The organism is Dyella jiangningensis (assembly GCF_003264855.1).
Lineage (GTDB): Bacteria > Pseudomonadota > Gammaproteobacteria > Xanthomonadales > Rhodanobacteraceae > Dyella > Dyella jiangningensis_C.
In genome coordinates this window covers 2,377,581-2,394,289 of sequence record NZ_NFZS01000001.1, presented here as the reverse complement: position 1 = coordinate 2,394,289, position 16,709 = coordinate 2,377,581, and the positions used below count along the sequence as shown (strand labels likewise).

8 protein-coding genes and 1 pseudogene are annotated in these 16,709 nt (G+C 64.1%); 6 read left to right on the top strand and 3 right to left on the bottom strand.

Translation table 11 applies throughout. The features are described 5' to 3' along the window. Positions 1 to 349 precede the first annotated feature (349 nt). From CA260_RS10525 to CA260_RS10520, 3 genes and pseudogenes are all read right to left on the bottom strand, one after another. Positions 350 to 6,592: an autotransporter-associated beta strand repeat-containing protein gene (locus CA260_RS10525; protein WP_238149677.1), complete on the bottom strand. Its 6,243-nt coding sequence runs from the start codon at positions 6,590 to 6,592 to the stop codon at positions 350 to 352. Positions 6,593 to 6,664: 72 nt separating this feature from the next. After that, positions 6,665 to 6,772: pseudogene (locus CA260_RS21495) on the bottom strand (ESPR-type extended signal peptide-containing protein); the annotation flags it as partial. A gap of 607 nt (positions 6,773 to 7,379) precedes the next feature. After that, positions 7,380 to 10,025, bottom strand: a complete 2,646-nt coding sequence (locus CA260_RS10520) for a LuxR C-terminal-related transcriptional regulator (RefSeq protein WP_172461781.1) — start codon at positions 10,023 to 10,025, stop codon at positions 7,380 to 7,382. A gap of 580 nt (positions 10,026 to 10,605) precedes the next feature. Between CA260_RS10520 and CA260_RS10515 the strand changes: the two genes are divergently transcribed. The 6 genes from CA260_RS10515 (at position 10,606) to CA260_RS10490 (ending at position 16,623) form a co-directional block, all read left to right on the top strand. Continuing rightward, positions 10,606 to 11,232: a response regulator transcription factor gene (locus CA260_RS10515; protein WP_111982845.1), complete on the top strand. Its 627-nt coding sequence runs from the start codon at positions 10,606 to 10,608 to the stop codon at positions 11,230 to 11,232. Positions 11,233 to 11,404: 172 nt separating this feature from the next. Further along, positions 11,405 to 11,980: a hypothetical protein gene (locus CA260_RS10510; RefSeq protein ID WP_146745323.1), complete on the top strand. Its 576-nt coding sequence runs from the start codon at positions 11,405 to 11,407 to the stop codon at positions 11,978 to 11,980. An 11-nt stretch (positions 11,981 to 11,991) separates the two neighbouring features. Next, positions 11,992 to 13,689, top strand: coding sequence for a hypothetical protein (locus CA260_RS10505; RefSeq protein WP_146745322.1), 1,698 nt, complete (start codon positions 11,992 to 11,994; stop codon positions 13,687 to 13,689). After that, complete coding sequence (locus tag CA260_RS10500) at positions 13,686 to 14,189, top strand: Rab family GTPase (RefSeq protein WP_111982839.1); 504 nt, start codon at positions 13,686 to 13,688, stop codon at positions 14,187 to 14,189. Before CA260_RS10505 ends, CA260_RS10500 begins: the two co-directional genes overlap by 4 nt. Then, a complete protein-coding gene (locus CA260_RS10495; RefSeq protein ID WP_111982837.1) occupies positions 14,186 to 15,703 on the top strand; it encodes a hypothetical protein in 1,518 nt (505 codons plus the stop codon). Before CA260_RS10500 ends, CA260_RS10495 begins: the two co-directional genes overlap by 4 nt. Continuing rightward, the gene (locus tag CA260_RS10490; RefSeq protein WP_111982835.1) at positions 15,700 to 16,623 is read left to right on the top strand and encodes a LysR family transcriptional regulator; all 924 of its coding nucleotides are present in this window, start codon (positions 15,700 to 15,702) and stop codon (positions 16,621 to 16,623) included. Before CA260_RS10495 ends, CA260_RS10490 begins: the two co-directional genes overlap by 4 nt. The last annotated feature ends 86 nt before the right edge of the window (positions 16,624 to 16,709 follow it).

Sequence of the window (16,709 nt, the reverse complement as noted above, 5' to 3'; positions counted from 1 at the left end):
CGCGTGGGCGGCGGGCAAGTCATGATCTGCTGTTCGCCATGAGCCGATGGCGGTGCCCACTTTGCTCAAGCCCAAGACGACCAACTCGCTGGTATGCAGCATGTTTTCGATGCGGCTCGACAAGTGCAGCGGATGGCAGCCTTCAGTTGTTGGATGTGCCGCACACGAAGCGATAGCTCGGCATGGGGCGTGCAGATCCAGATGCCGGCGTCGAACTGAGATATGCCGGCGGCAACGCCACGCTTGGCTCGTGTCATCGCGGACCGTTGTGCGGATGTAGTTGGTGACGCCGATCCTCACCCTGGCAAGCCAGGATGAGGATACGGACCAACTATCCGTGCGGGGACAGTTAGAAGGCGACGTTCAAGGTGAGGCGAGCGGCTTGGTCCTTGGCGCCGCTGGCGAACTGGCCGTGGTAGCCGAAGTCTGCCGTGACCATCTGGCCGATCGGAAAGCGCAGGCCAAGATCCACCACGCCGGCGTTGTCCGCCACGGGCAGGCCATAGATGGAGAACGCGTCGGCGCCGGCCACAAAGCGCTGCTGGCGCTGTGGCAGTCGGTCTCCCCAGGCATGCTGCCAGCCCGCGCCGGCGTAGGCATGCAGCCCGCCCGGGCCCAGGTTGAGCGTGCCGCGCACGCCAAGGATACCGGTGCTCACATTGGCCGAACTGCCTTGGATGGCCAGTGCGGCGGATGTGCCCTGTTCGGTGAACGCATCCGTCCGGACATGCACCTCGCTCAGGTTGATATACGGTTCGATGGTCCCTGCGCCGCGTTGGAATGTGTAGCCCGCGTCGATGTATGCCTGTCCGGTATTGGCGTCGTAACTCGACTGAGCCGTACCGGTGTAGGGGCCAAAGGCGATGCGCCGCGTTACGTCGACCGTTTGCCAGGCATAGGCCAGGCCGCCGCGCACGCGCCACGCACCCATATCCCACCCGGCGTAGAGGCCGGCGTAATTGGAATCGGTGTGGCCGGTCGAGGTGACTTCATCCACGCTCAGGCTGCCCTGACCATGGCCGATGACGCCGCCCACGCGGAAAGCGTCGACCGGAAGGTCCGCGCCCAGCAGGATGCCGCTGCCGTTGGCGCTCATCGTGTGCGCGTTGCCGTCACCATCGTGATTGCCCCAATGGCCCCAGCCAGACGTCCACACGCTGGTACCGGCATTCGTGACGCCTTCGGTCTGCTGGCCGGCGGCAGAGGTGCCGAGCAGGTGGTTGTTGATGGCGTCACGCACATAACGGCTGTCATCGGCCAGAACAGTGGTCACGCTGGCGTGCATTTCGCCGGAGAGCTGGTCGAGCGCATGGCGCGCCGTTGCGGCATCCAGCCCCAGCATGCCGACATAGACCGGCGAGGCGATCGACAAGCGATCGAGCGCCGCTGCGGTGGCAGCTTGCGATTGGGTCTGCGCGACGCTCGCGAAGCTGACATCGTTACGTTGCAGGGAGAGCGTCACCGCGTTGCTGCTGTAGCTCAGCGCCGGCGTCAGGAAGAGCAGGTTGGAGGTCACGCCGCCAAACGTGCCTGTGACGCCGTTGCCCGCCGTCAGGATGGTGTACTGGGTGAGTGGGGCATAGGGGCCTGCCTGGGCGAGGGTCAAGACGCTTCCGCCAAGTATCGACACGCTACCGTTGACCGCGAGACGACCGACCTGGCCATCAGGCGTCGCCCAGACTTCCAGGCTCGAGCCCGGATGAAACACCGCGTTGCCCGTCACCGTGAGCGTTCCTGGTGAGTTGCCGGGCTTCACCGCACCGAAAGCATCGAGGCCGCCAACCGAACCGATGCCCGCGAGCATGGCGCCGCTCGACACCGTCACCGAGCCGGCGAGGCTGGCGGTCGGATGGCTGTCATCACCGACGATCAGCGCACCCTGGGAAACCGTGGTGGCCCCGGTGAGAGTGTTCGCGGTGTTGATGATCAGGCTGCCAGCGCCGGTCTTCATGAGCGAACCGCCGCCCGACACGGTGCCGCTGAAGATGCCGTTGGCAGCCTGGTCGAAGACGAGTGCTGCGCCATCGGCGATCGCGCCCTGCAGGTTCGAAGTGTCACCCTGCAGCGTACCCGCGGTGATCGTCGTGCCGCCGCTGTAAGTGCTGATGCCCGAAAGGGTGAGCACACCCGCGCCGGACTTGGTGAGGGAGCCCGTACCCGACAGGTTGCCGGCATAGGTGCCGGCGGCCGCCTGATCGAACACCAGGGAGGCGTTGTCGACGATGTTGCCCTGCAGGCTGGCGGTGGATCCCACGAGCGCGCCGGCAGCAACGGTCGTGCCGCCGGTATAGGTATTCGCACCGGTGAGGGCAACCGTCCCGACACCCTGCTTGGTGACGGAGCCCGAGCCGGAGATCACGCCACTGAATGTGCCAGCCCCGAGTTGGTCGAAGACCAGCTCGGCGTTGTTCGTGATCGCGCCCTGCAGGCTGGCGGTGTCGCCTTGGAGGATGCCGGCACTGATGGTGGTGCCGCCGGCGTAGGTGTTCGCGCCGCTGAGGGTGACCTTGCCCGCACCGGTCTTGGTCAGTGCGCCACTGCCGGAGATGGCGCCCGTGAAGACGCCATCGGTTGACTGGTTGAAGACCAGCGACGCGTTGTCGGTGATGATGCCCTGCAGGCTCGTGGTGGTGCCCTGAAGCGCGCCGGCGGCAACGATGGTTCCTCCGGTGTAGGAGTTCACGCCGGTGAGCGTGACCGTACCGGTACCCAGCTTGCTCACGGAGCCGTTGCCCGAGACGTCGCCGCCGAAGCTGCCATCCGCGGACTGATCGAAGACCAGCGCGGCATCGTTCGTGATGTCGCCCACCAGGCTCGTGGTGTCGCCCTGGAGAGTGCCAGCACGGACGGTGGTGCCGCCTGTGTAGCTATTGGCCCCGGACAATACGAGCGCGCCGGCACCTGCCTTCACAAGCGCGCCGGTGCCGGACATCGAGCCACCGTAGGTGCCGTCGACCGTCTGATCGAACTGCAGCAACGCATTGTTGGTGATGTTGCCCTGCAGGCTTGCCGCGTCACCGCGCAGCGTGCCCGCGCTGATCGTCGTGCCGCCCGTGTAGCTGTTGGCGCCTGACAAAACCAGCGTGCCCGCGCCGAGTTTGACCAGGCTGCCACTGCCGCCCAGCGACTGGCTGACCGTGAAGGTATTGGACGCATCCGCGATATCGAATCCGCCGCCGGTTGCACCGAAGATGATCGCGCGGTTGGTCGAGGTATAGGTGGTGCCGGTGACACGGAGCACGCCGCCTTCGAAATCGATCGCGGTGCCATTGAGGCCGAGCGATGCATCGGAGCCCACGGACAACGTGCCCGCCGTCAGCGTGGTTCCCTGCGTGTAGACATTCACGCCATTGAGCACAAGCGTGCCCGCACCCGTCTTGTTGAGGCCAACACCGGTGAGGGTGTTGTCGATGGTGGTGGTCCAGCCTGCACTGGCGCCGCTGCCATCGCCCACGCGGATCTCACTCAATGCACCGGCCGACGGTGCGACCAACGTGAGCGCGTCGCCGGTGAGGTGGTAGCCGTCGCTGGCGAACTGCATTCCCTGGGTGGAGACGGGTTGCAAGCCACCCACGTCGTTGACCGTCACCGTGCCCGCGGCGCCGCCGAAAATCGAGAACGCATCGAACGGACTGCGCGTCGACGTGATCGAACCCGTGGCATTGGTCCAGTTGGCCTGGGCGACGCCCCAGGTACCGCTGCCACCACCCATCTGCGTGCCGCTGGCCAGGCCATTGGCGTTCCAGAAGGTCAGGGTGAGGCCGTTGGTGTTGATCAGGTTGATCTGTTTGGTGGAGGTAAGGTTCTGGATGGTGAAGCCGGAAGGCGGCACGATGCCGCCATTGGTTTCGGTGAGCGTGCCGCCGTAGGTGAACAGGTTGTACAGGCCGGGGCCGAAGCCACCGGCATCGATCGCATTGAGCGTGGCACCGTTGATGGCGAGGTTTCCATTCACCGCCACGTTGTGGCCCGAGCCGAAGGTGGTGAAGTCCGGGCCCGGCGCGCCGAACGAGGCATCGAGCACGCTGCCCTGGGCGAGTGTGAGGTCGGTGTCGACGGTGAGCGTGCCGGTGGGGTTACCCGGCGCGAGATGGCCGCCGTTCTGCACCGTCACGCTGCCGCCCACCGTGCCGAAGCCACCGAGTGAGGCGCCGCTCGCCACCGTGACATCGCCGGACACCCTGGCGCCCGTATGCGTCGCATCGCCGACGGTGAGGCTGCCGCCTTGCACCGTGGTCAGTCCGATATAGGTGTTCGTACCATTGAGCACGAGTGCGTTGGCGGTGTTGGTCACGCCGCCGGTGCCCCGGATCGCGCCATCGAAACTGCCGCCGCCGGAGCCGCTCACGCTGAGCACATTGGAGCCGAGGCTGACCGTGCCGCCGGCGCCGGCGAGCGTGCCGATGGTCTGGTTGCCGCCGGCGGCGATATCGAAAGTGCCCGCACTGGCCAGCGTCAGCGCGGTGCCTCCGGCAAGCGCGCCACCAAAGCCCAGCGCCAGCGTGCCGGACTGGATGCTGGTGCCGCCGGTGTAGGTGTTGGTACCGCTGAAGGTCTCGGTACCCGTCCCGTTGATCACGACGCCGGCGATTCCACCGATGGTGCCTGCGAAGGTGCTGCTGCTGCCGGAGGGCGCGATGGTCAGCGCACCGGCGCCAAGCAACACCGAACTGCCGGCAGTGCCAAACAGGGGACCCATGCTCTGCGCACCGGCGGCCCGCAGATCGAGCGAGCTACCGGGAGCCGTCAAAAGAACAGCGCCAGTGGGAGCCAACGAACCACCGCTGCCGAGGGCGAGCGTACCGGCATTCACGATGGTGCCTCCGGTATAGGTGTTGGTACCGCTCAAGGTGAACGTGCCGGCGCCCTGCTTGATGATGCCGCCGGTGCCGTCGATGGTGCCGCCAAAGCTGGTGTTGCTGGCATTGCCAAGCGTGAGGTTGTTCGTGCCCAGCGCCACCCGGCTACCGGCAACGCCGGACAGTCCGCCGATGGTCTGGTTGGCGGTGGCGCCGCTGATATCGAAGGTGCTGCCCGCGAAGCTCAGCGTTACCGCGCCGCTGCCTGCGAGGCTGCCGCCCGCACCGATCGCCAGCGTGCCCGTATTGATCGTGGTGCCGCCGGTATAGACGTTTGCGCCACTCAGGGTGATGACTCCGCCCTGCGTGATGATGCCGCCGGTGCCGCTGATCGTTCCGCCGAAGGTGGTGCTGATGCCGTCTCCTAACGTGAGCGTGTGCGCACCCAGTGTGATGGCCGTGCCGAAGTCGCCAGTCACTGCGCCGATGGTCCGGTTGCCGCTGGCGCCGGAGATATCGAATGTGCTGGAACCCTGCAGGCTGACCGATGCATTGCTCAGCAGGGCCCCCGCTCCGGTGAGCGCGAGGGTGCCGCCCTTGATAAGGGTGTCGCCCGTATACAGTTCGAGGGAGCCGAGCGACACGGTACCGGCCCCGCTTTTGGTCAGCGCGCCACTGCCGTACAACTGGCCGAACAGGGTGAAGTCATTGTTGCCGGTGACAGTAAGGCCGCCCGCGTTGAGCAGGATCGATGTGCTCAGCATCACGCCGCTGCTGCTGCCGGCGATCGCGCCTCCATTGGAGATGATGGAGGAAGCGCTGCCGAAGTTGGCGTCGCTGCTGAACTGTGCCACGCCGCCGTTGAGGGTGGTGCTGCCGTCCACCAGCGAACCGCCCAGCGTCCACGTGCCGCTGTTGACGACCAGATTCTGAAAATTGACGTAAGTGCCAGACGACGCAAAACCCGTGCCTGTAGCGCCCGAGCCGGCGCCGGTTGTCGCGTTCTGCAATACCAGTGTGTTGCTTCCACCGGCACCACCATCGATCTGCCCGGTGGGTGCGAAGTTGAGATTGGTGCCGAGCACACCCATCGGGTTCTGACCCAGGCTGCCGGCAGCGTATACGCTGGAGCCGGTCACCGCGGTGAAGGTATTGGTGCTGTTGGTGCCCATCGACACGCTGCCGAAGATCGTGCCTGCGTTGATGAAGGCGTTGCCGGCTGCGGAACCCTCGAATGCGGTGCGGCCGGTGATGGTGCCGGTATTGGTGAAGTTGATCTGGCTGCCGCCGTACACGGCGACCACCGGCGCATCCGATCCCAGCAGCGAGACGCCGAGCAGGGCCGAGGAGCCGATGCTGCCGGCGTTGGAGATGGTGGTCGTACCGCCAGCGCCGTTGCGCACCGCTAGCGCCATGCCGGTCAGATCAGGCAGGTTCAGTCCGAGGAGGCCGACGGTGCCATTCATCGTGCCCTGGTTGGTGACCGTCACCGTGCTGCCAGGAATCGATGCGCCGAGATTGGGGTTGCCGATCACTGTGCCGGAGGACAGCAGGCTGAGCTGGCCGAGCAGGGAGGGGTCGATCGTGCCGGCATTGTTGAGTGTGGTGCCGTTGCCGGTGAGCGACATGGTGGTGCCGCCCAGGCCCAGCAACACACCGAGGGAGCCGCCGGGGTTCACGTTGACGGTGAGGTTATCCGCGCTGGCAGCGTAGGACGGCGCAAGAGGATTCGCAGCGCCCGAGCACGTGACGGTGGCACCGTTGGTCGGATTGATCGGGCTGCACGCCGCCATGGCGGAATCGATTGAACCTGCGCAGGCGGCCACACAAGCCAGCGCAATAAGGCGGCGGCGGGGGGCGGGCGGCGTACCGCAGCTGACGGATTGTCCGGCGGCTTGTGTAGATACAAGTTCGGAAGCCACTTGAAGCACGCGCAAGGCGCGGTTCCAGACGAGCCGGTAAGTGCGATTCATGTTGTCCCCTGTTTGGTTGGGCGGATGCCCGGCGGCGAATCCTTGCCAGGCCACATTCCGTGATTGAGAGAGCAGTGAATGCTTCGAAGTGCCGGAGATGGCGTGGGCGGTAGCCATGCGCCGGCACGTTGATGCGGCGAAGATTTGGGCGGCTAGCGGATGTCGACTCGATCTGAAAGATCGCGTGCCAGCTCAGACGGTATTTGCCTGCACGGCGCCAAGCCGATCCATCAGCTATGAGCGATCATTCGATCGCGACACAAGTCCCCCTGACCCCTGAAGTCCAGCGTGGATTCTACCGCGCCGCCACGGCGGCGCGCCGGCCCATGACTGACGGTGACACACGCGCACCGATATTCCTTTTTGGGGATATACACAGCTGCATCTTTGTGGCTGATGAAACGAGATCGCTCATGCTTTCTTCGCCCGCATGACACTCGCGGAGCACCTCGCAGGGCTTTGGCATATCGGTGGACTTGAACGTCGATAGTCCTCCCTCAGTGGCGCGCAATTCGAAGGCATTGGGCAGGCGCTGACCGCTGGCGGTCCCGGTGCAGGATGACCGCATCTGCGGGTACGACAAAGCCGCGCTCGCCTAGAAGGAATCTCACTCGCTGACAAGGCCAAGAAGTCGTGCGCGGCCTACCGCATGCCTGCGGGTGCCGGCCGACAGTTTTTGGAACAGGTTCTTGAGATGCCATTTGACAGTCTCGCTGCTGATGCCCAGCGCTCGTGCAATCAGTTTGTTCGGCATCCCTTTGTTAAGCAGATGAAGAATTTCGGCTTCTTTTGCCGTCAAGAGTCCCTGTTGCACTGGAGGAGGGGCCGAAGACGAGGCTGGCGAGGGGGAAGTGGCTTCGACCGCCTCCGGGCCGGTGGTCTGTTCGTCAGGGGATAGAAGATGCAGTTCGCATGCCACGCGTGTCGCGTCAGGGTGGGCATCAGCCAACAGACGAACGTTGCCCCCAAGGCGAGCTAGGTCGATCGCCTCCGACATCAGCGCGGCCGCTTCGGTGGTGCCGCGTTGTTTCGCAAGTAACGCGCGAAGGACCTTTAGCACCTGCATGTCATAGCTTCGCCCTAGCTGGTGAGCAAGCGCATCGGCGCATTGCAACTGCCGTTCTGCCTCATCGAGATGATTGCGCGCGAACGCTGCGTATGCCTTGGCGGTCGAGGCCACCAGAAGATAGTGCTCAAGAAACGATAAGTGGGCCTTGCGTCGAAACGCAGGTGCGAGATCGTCCAGGTTTGTCACCAGCGTCGAGACCGTTTCGTTGCGCCGGCTCATCGCGTGGATGCGGACCTGCTCAGACACGCAGTGCAGCTGAAGACGTGGTAGTTGCCTGCGCTTGGCCAAGCTGTCGAGATTGTCGAGCGCGGCTAGGGCACGTCGCTCATCGCCCTTGTCGAGGGCGATACGAACCAGCGTGTCGTAGGCGACCAGAACGATGTCGGGAAACCCCTCCTCGATGACATCCAGTCGATCGGCCAGCAGGGCGTGGGCCGCATCAGGCTGGCCACGGCGCAGCATTGCGGCAGCGAGTACGGCGGCATAGTTGCAGGCTATCGTGCTACGCCGACCTTCCTCTCTTTCCGTCTTGATCAGCGCGGGCTGAAGCACCGCCTCGGCCTGACAGGCGCTGCCCTCCCAAAGGTGACTGAGGCCGGTCATGGTTCGTGCCAAAGCGGAAGCGAGGCGCATGGATCCAGTCTCGCCGTGCTTGAGCACTTGCGCAGCGAGTTCACGGACTTTGCTGCTGTGGCCCGCATGCAACGCAACAATTGCGCTTCCATTCAACGGCGCCGCCACATATAGAGGATCGTCGACCGTAGTCGCCGTAGGCCATCGCGCGACAAGTTCAGCGACGAGCCCCAGCCGGTCCGCATAGATTGCAGCGCCGCCGGCCACGCGTAGTGCGATCATGCGCCGGAGCGGTGTGCTTGCAGGATCAGCCGCTGCCTTCATGGCAATTCGTAACGCTTCGTCGCTGCGCCCGCTAAGCGCAAGCACCCAGGCGGCCACCAGCTTGAGTGACATGTCGCTTGCAAGGAGTCGCGGCGGGATGAACGCCAGCCATTGGCGCGCTTCCGTGAGTTTTCCTTGCGCGCCGAGCAGCCAGAGTGACCGGGCAGCATAAGCTTGCGCCTGTGCTTCGTCGCCAGCAGCCAATGCATGGTGTGCAGCCTCGTGGAAGCGCTCACGCCCGGCAAACCATCGGGAAGCCCGGGCGTGAAGTTCTACTTGCTCGGTGCGTGGGCGATGTTCGAGGCGCTCCAACAGGAAATCCCTGGCCAAGGGATGCAGACGGACCCAGTCCTCAGGGCCCGCCATGATCAGCGGAGTTTCCTTCGCGAAGTGGTTAAGCAGGTTGCCTGCCTCTGCGCGACCCGTCACCGCCTCGCACAGTTCGGCTTGCAGGTAGTCGAGGATGGCGATTTGCACCAAGAAGTCTGCCTCGGCCGTCGTCAGATCGTGGAGCAGGGCATCGACGAAATAGTCCTGAAGATCACCCTCCCTCGCGGAGAAGGTATTTATCGCCGCGGCCAGATCGTCTTCGTACTCGAGCCTGGAAATGGCGAACTGAAGGCCAATGGGCCACCCCTGCACCGCCTCGTGGAGCTTGGCTGATTCATGGACGCTCAGCCGACCCTCCAGGCGCCGGTCGAGCAGGTCGATGGATTCTTCGAGTCGGAAACGAAGCTCTTCCGCCTTCAGTACCGCAAGGCTTTTTTTCGCCACCATCTCTGAGATCGGGAGCGGCAATGCCGCTCTTGAACCGATCACCACATGCAAATTGGCGGGCGCGTTTAGAAGGAGGTAGGACAAAGAGGTGCGCAGCGTAACGTCGGGAAGGCGCTCTGCGTCGTCGAGCATGAGCACAATCTCGGTACGGAGCAACGCAACCTCTCCCAGCAGCGCAGTGAGGATGGCCATGCCTTGCTCGGCCTTGTTCTCGCACTGGGCGGCCAGCGTACTGAAAACCACCGCACCGCTGGCGTTGCCGAGGGCGTGCAGCAAAGCGAGGGCAAAGCGCACCGGCTCGTCCTGGGCATCGACGTTCAACCAGGCCACACGGGCCCCATGCTCCATCCATTGGTACCGCCACTGCAGTAGCACAGTCGTCTTGCCGAAGCCGGCAGGTGCGGCCAGCACGATGGCCGATCGCTCTCGGGCGGAGGTCCAGAAAGAGTGAACCAGGTCACGTTTTACCACTCCGCTCAGCAAGCGAGGTGGCGTGGTCTTGAGGATCAACTCGGGGGATGTCATCGGCTGATGGATGTCACGTGTGCGTATCTCAAATCCGCGTTTCCGCCATGGATGCTCCTGCACGGCCTACGGCCATTGTTCCCCTCGGTCACGGTGCTTGCACCTTGCCAGCAGACCGCCGAATGATAAGCTCCGGCTGTAAGATTTTACGAGGCGGCATTCCGGTGAGGCGGGGGCGAAAGCCACGATAGCGGCATTCGGAACAGGGTTACGACAAAGGCGTTGGGCTTTCCCATGAAGAGTGCCGGCGCAATGGAAGGGCGAGCCAAGGCAAAGCCACCAGCGGAATGATAGGCGGCCAAATACAGCGTTAGCGCTGACGCATGGCGTGCACCAGGCACCGGGTCAGGCACACGCGGCGCAACCGCCGAGCCTGAAGATGCCACCCCCCGAGATGGGTGGGTGAGTAAGCAACATCTTCCATACGGCCAAAGGCAGAATGAAGCGCGACAGTGCGGGTGCAAGACCGTCCAGGCGACGGATGCAGTTACGTTGATAGGGATGAGTGTTCCAGGATCGGCAAGGGAGTGGCGCCGATCCAGGTAGGGATTCCGGAGGAGGGGCAATGAGGTTCCTGATTGCCGATGTTCACCCGATCATTCTTGTCGCGCTCTCTGAAATGCTGCGTGTTGCATTCCGAGACGGGATTTCCAGGATAGATACGGCTCGCGGGGCTCATGGATTATTGCAACGCCTGAGAGGAGCCTGCTACGACTACCTTATCTTTGAGCCGGACATGTCCGGGCCGTCCAAGGAAATCTCGCTCCTCAGGGCAATCAAAGATGCTGATCCGTCATCGAAGCTGATCGTCTACACGGGCAACTCGAGCCCGTACTTGGCATTGACGGCATTGGACCAGGGTGCCAAGGCATATGTGTCCAAATCCAGCAGACCTCAGCTGGCTATCGATGCTATCCGTGCCGTCGTGGCGGGCCAGACGTTCATCGATCCTTCGATTGACGTGGAGGCAGCCCGCAATCACCCATGGAACAGGCTCAGCAGCTCCGAGCGCAGCATCATGCTGGCCTTGGCCCGAGGCGAGAACATGCAGGCGCTCGCGATCGACAGTCACCGCAGCTACAAGACTGTTTCCACGCATAAGTACAACGCGTTCAGGAAACTGGGCTTGCGGTCCAAAGCTGAAATCGGCGCATTCCTCAATAACCACGGATTGAGTTTTCTGGTCGAGTAAGCGCCGTCGAAGTTGTTCCGCCCCACCAACACTCCTGGCCAGGGCTAAGACTTTTCCCAATGGTGAGGTTCCGGGAGCGGCCGTAGGGTCGGCCCGGGGAAACGGCGTGCAACCGCGTCCGCCTTTCCGGCTTATCCCCGTGGCCGGCAACCGAACCAGCGAGCCGTGCGAGATGAATACGAAGAAAAGGTTTGTCGCCGACCCACCCGCAGTAGCGCCGGTCGTGGAATCATCGATCACCGAAGACAGGAAGATGGACCAGGTCCGCGACATCCTGTTCGGCAGTCTCATCCGCGAATACGACCGGCGTTTCCAGGAACTGGAAGCTCGCTTCAAGGCAGAGATCGAGCGAGTGGAAAACGAGCATGGCCGCCGCATGGCCGCCATCGAAGAACGCCTGGAGGCGGGTGCCGAGAAATTTGCCATGCAGCTGCGCCAGGAGGGCGCTGCACGAGCGGCAGCCATCGAGGATCTGGATCACCGAGGCAGCCAGGCGTTGCGCACGCAACGTGGCGAGTGGGTCGCGGCCATCGAACAGGTCGAAGCCAACGTGGGGCGCAACGATGCGCGAAGCCGAGAGGTGGCAACGCAGCTCCAGTCGAATCTCGATGCCGCGGTAAGGACATTGCGCGAGGCACTGTCGGCTGAGCGCGATGCTTTGCGCGGCGACAAGCTCGGGCGGGAAGACCTTGCGGACATGATGGCGGAGCTATCCATGCGCCTGCGTGGAACGCTGGACCTTCCATAAACGTGGGCGCCATGCGCGGCGAGTATGAAAACCTTCGATTGCTGTTGCTGGATGACGAGCAGCAGCGGTTGGATGGCATCGACCGCCGTCTCGACGCGTTGCCCGAGACACTGGCCGAGAGCATCGAATCGGCCAATCGCACCGGGGGCGCGTCACGCCTTGCACGCGCACTGTCCGAATCCACCACCGAATCGCTGGAAGTCGCGGTGCGCCGAAGGCCCGAGGCCGTCGTGCATGCCGTATTTCCCGTGATCGGCCCCGCCATCCGTCGTGCGCTGGTCGAGGCGTTGCGACATATGGCGCATGACCTCGACCAGGCCCTGGCCGATACGTTGAGCCTGAAAGTGCTGCGCTGGCGGTTCGAGGCCTGGCGGACCGGTGTGCCGTACGCCCAGGTCGTATTGCGGCAGCGCTTGCACTACCGCGTCGAACATCTGTTCCTGATCCAGCATCAGAGCGGCCTGTTGCTTGATCACCTGTCTGCTCCGGGCGTGCCGGACATCGATGCCGACGCCGTGGCAGGTATGCTCACCGCGATCGCGCAGTTTGTACACGATTCAGTTCGCGCCGAGGGTGCTGCCCAGCTCGGCTCGGCGAGCGTCGGCGAATATCGGTTGCTCGTGAGTGACGGGCCCGAGGCGCGACTGGCAGCCCTGGTCAGGGGCGTGCCACCTTCGGCGCTCGCCACTCGCATGGACGAGCTGAGCGAGGAGCTGCAGGCACGTCATGGCAAGCGGCTTGCCGCGCCGCCTGATACGGCCGGCGGCCTGCTCGAACCCAACCTGCTTGCGGACCTTCACCAGGCTCAGCCTGTCGAGGGCGAGCGCGCCAAGCCACGCCTGCGCTGGGTAATGCTTGCGTTGCTGGCCGCCGCGCTCGGCGTGATGTCCTATCGGCTATGGCTTGGATGGCAATGGTCGCAACAGGTTCACGCCGTTCGCGCCGACCTGATGCGCTGGCCGGGCTTCGTTCTGCTCGAGGCCTCTTCTTCACGACGCGGCGAATTGCGGATCGATGGCTTGTACGATCCTGCCGGTGGCGACCCTGGTGCGCGCTGGAACCCCGGCACGAAGCCATCCGGCCAGGCAATGCACATCGACTGGTCGCTGCGGCCCTATCTCTCGTTGGAGCCAGCCCTGGTAGCTCGTCGTGCTGCGCGCGTGCTGGCTGTGGATTCGACGCTGATCAACGGGCCCGATGCCGCGGGCGTGTTGCAGCTGACCGGCACCGTTCCCTTCGCGGAATGGTATCGACTGCGCCACGGGAGCCAGATGATCCCGGGAGTGACGCGGGTCGATTTGTCCAAGTTGGACTATCGGGGTTCGCCTGAGATCAGCTCGCTTGTCGCGCGCATCGAAGCGGCGCGTATCGGCTTCGATACCGCAGTTGCGCCTGACGCGACGGCAGAGACGACGTTGCAATCGTTGCTTGGCGATGTCGAGCGATTACAGGCGCAAGCCGCCAATGCGGGCATCAGCGTGCAATTGCATGCATTCGGCCTGACCGACGAGCCGGGTGGGTCACTGGTGAATCGCGACTTGCGCATGCGCAGGGCCGAATGGCTGGCGCAACGCCTGACGCCGGTACTTCGACCACCTGCCCGGATTGCAGTCGACCTGGATACCTTGTCCGCACTGGAATTCCACGGCATTACGCGAGCCGCATTGATTCGCGTCGACCTGCAACCGACAGGGTCCGCCACTCCATGAACGTTCTAGCCCGCAAGATCTGCCTGCTCGGCGACTTCGCCGTCGGCAAGACCAGTACGGTTGCGCGTTTCGTAAGCAATACATTCTCGGACACCTACCTGACCACGGTCGGTGTGAAGGTCGACACCAGATCCGTCCCCGTGGACGACGAACGCACCGCGCGCCTGGTGGTGTGGGATATCGCCGGGTCGAGCATGATCGACCAGACGCGCGCCAACTACGTGCGCGGAGCGCACGGCCTGATGCTGGTGGCCGATGGTACGCGGCACAGCACCTTTGCCAGCGCCCTGGACCTCTGGCTGCAGGCTTGCGAAACCTGTGGCAGCGAACTGCCGGCCGTGCTGATGATCAACAAGTTCGACCTGGCTGATCGATGGGAGCTTTCACCCGAAACGTTGGCCCAGGCGGGGCGCACGCTCCCATTGTTCAAGGTAAGCGCCAAGACGGGCGCATCCGTGGAGGAGGCGTTCAAAGCCTTGGCCGGGAAGATAGTGTCGTGACCGGGCCAGGCTCATCCCGCTTCGCATCGGACCTGCCGCAGGCGCAGGCACCGGTAGTAGTCACGTTCGACGGCGAAACCATGGTCGATACATTCGGCGACCTGGCCTATTTCACCGGTGCGGACGACAGTGAAAGCTTGCTCGGCCTTCTGTGCGACCTGCTGGTGGGGCAGGGCGATGCCGCGCCACTCCTGCGTGCCGTGGAACTCTCGCCGGGCAGGTACGCCGACGTACATGTCGTGCCCGAAGGCCATCTCCGGCATCTCGTGCTGCTCGATGCCACCGCTGGCGTGCTGGAGGCGCGCGAACTCCAGCAGATGAAAAACGAGGCGTCGCTTGCCGGTCAACGGCTCAAGCGAGAGCTCATCGCGAAGGACAAGGAACACCAGGATAAGCTGCGCCAGCAGGAGCAGCGAGAGCAGTCGTTGCGGCGGCGGGTTGGCCTGCTGGAGAGCATCTCGGATGATGCGCGCGCCAGGCTGGATGCACTGGTTGGCCACGCGCGGGTACTTGCCCCTTATTGCGCCGAACATCCGGAGGCGATGAGCGCCCTTGGCTACATCCAGCGCACGGCGGTCTACCTTGAAGCGCAACTGCTCAACTATGGTCACTTGTTGCGAGGGAGCCGGGCACGCGCCGAGGGATCCAGTACGTCCGAGCCCATCGCATTGAAGGCGCTCACTGGTGAGCTGAAGCGACTTTTCAGCATGGACGAAGGCCGTCACCTCGTCATCGAGGTCGCCTCCGACGCCGGAAAGTCCGCCGCAGCGGAGATGGATTATCCGCGCGTGTATCAATTGCTCATCACGCTCATCACGCTTGCGCTGGACGGGGCGCGCAAGCCGGGTGTCGTGGTGCGGCTGGATACGCCAGGCGGCGACCTGCTGATAAGTATCGATGCGCATGTCGATTGGCATGCGGATACCGCAAGCCTTCCCGATCCCGCGCAGGCAGGCGTACCGTGGGGCTTGCGCGCCTGCCATCGACTGGTGCGGGCACTGCGCGGCCAGTTCGACGTCGAGAGGGACAGCAAGGACACCGGGCTTTCGCGGGTACGCGTCCTGTTGCCCCAGCCGCCATCCGCGCCGGCCGTGCTCAAGAGCGCGCGACAGGGCAGGTGTGCGGTGGTTGCCGTTGACGATCCCGTCTTGTCGAGGACCGTCGCGACATTGCTTGCCGATATGGGGCTGGACGCACATGTCGCGGCGAGCCTGTCCGGACTGGAGACAGCGGCCTGCGAAGCGCGCACGGTCCTGGTGGTGCTCTCCGATACTTTCGCCGGCGAGCCTGGTGCCGGACTGGTTTATCGCCTGCATGATCTCGGCGCCGGCGCTCCCGTTGTTCTGCTGTCGCACCGCCACGCGCGTGCCGTGGCGGGCGGCTGGCAGCGCAGGCATCGTCGTGTCGTGGTGGCTGCCGACGCGCAGCGCGATGTGCTCGCAGCAGCACTGCGCGACGCTGTCGAGCAAGGCGTTGCGGGGTGGGTCGTTGATCATGAAGGCGGTGCACCATGATCGAATTCGCCGACATGGCGACCTTTGTCGCAGCTGTCGAGACGTCGAGCATTTCGCAGGCAGCCTTGCGCCTCGGGGTGGTCAAGTCCGTGGCGAGCCGGCGCATTCGCAACCTCGAACAGGTACTGGGCGTTGCCTTGCTCGACCGCGCCGGCAACCGCATCCGCCCGACCGAGGTGGGCGCGGTGTATTACGCCAAATGTGCGCGCATCCTCGAAGCAATCGAAAGTGCGCATGAATTCGTCAACGGCCACAACAACGTGTTGGGTGGCAGACTTCGCCTTTCGGTTTCTTCCGCCTTGTTGAGCGCCGTGCTGGCGCCGTTGCTCGCGGAGTTTGCGCAAATCCATCCTTCATTGACGCTCGACGTGGAGGCGGACGACCTGCGGCCGGATTTCCAGGTCGGAGGCTACGACGTTGCGTTCCGCGAAGGCCGGCAGCCGGACTCGGGCCTGCTGACGAGATCGTTCAACGCCGTGCCCTTTGTCTTATGCGCCAGCTCGGACTATCTGGATGTGCGCGGCCGACCGCAGCATCCGGCGGACCTCGATGGCCACGATGGGCTGTTCTATACCCACGAAGGTTCCGGAAGCTTCTGGACATTGCTCGCCGAAGGCGAGCCGCGGGCCTTTCGCGTGCGCGAGCGCCTGCGGAGCACCTGCAGGATTCAGCTCGCCCACGCTGCCAGGGCCGGGCTTGGCTTGTTGTTGACGCCGCGCTATGTCGTCGAGGCCGCGCTTGCCGATGGCAGCCTGCAGCCAGTACTGGTCGATTTCATGCCATCGGCGGAAAAGATCGTAGTGGTCTACCCGGAAAGCAGGCGGCACTCGAAGAAGGTGCAGGCCTTGATCGAGTTCCTGGGTTCGCGACTGCATGGCGTGCCTGCCGTCTCGCTGCCTGGAATGGCTTCGCCCACATGAAGATCGTGCCGCCTTGAAGTCGTTCGCGTCCGGGCAACCGGATGTTGCCGAACCATGATCTTCCGGGCGCTCCGGCTGGCCACTTA

What these genes read in the sequence shown, in the direction of transcription:
- CA260_RS10505 (WP_146745322.1), top strand. Translation starts at nt 11,992, where the DNA reads ATGCGCGGCGAGTATGAAAACCTTCGATTGCTGTTGCTGGATGACGAG.
- CA260_RS10515 (WP_111982845.1), top strand. Translation starts at nt 10,606, where the DNA reads ATGAGGTTCCTGATTGCCGATGTTCACCCGATCATTCTTGTCGCGCTC.
- CA260_RS10500 (WP_111982839.1), top strand. Translation starts at nt 13,686, where the DNA reads ATGAACGTTCTAGCCCGCAAGATCTGCCTGCTCGGCGACTTCGCCGTC.
- CA260_RS10525 (WP_238149677.1), bottom strand. Translation starts at nt 6,592, where the DNA reads ATGGCGGCGTGCAGCCCGATCAATCCGACCAACGGTGCCACCGTCACG.
- CA260_RS10510 (WP_146745323.1), top strand. Translation starts at nt 11,405, where the DNA reads ATGAATACGAAGAAAAGGTTTGTCGCCGACCCACCCGCAGTAGCGCCG.
- CA260_RS10490 (WP_111982835.1), top strand. Translation starts at nt 15,700, where the DNA reads ATGATCGAATTCGCCGACATGGCGACCTTTGTCGCAGCTGTCGAGACG.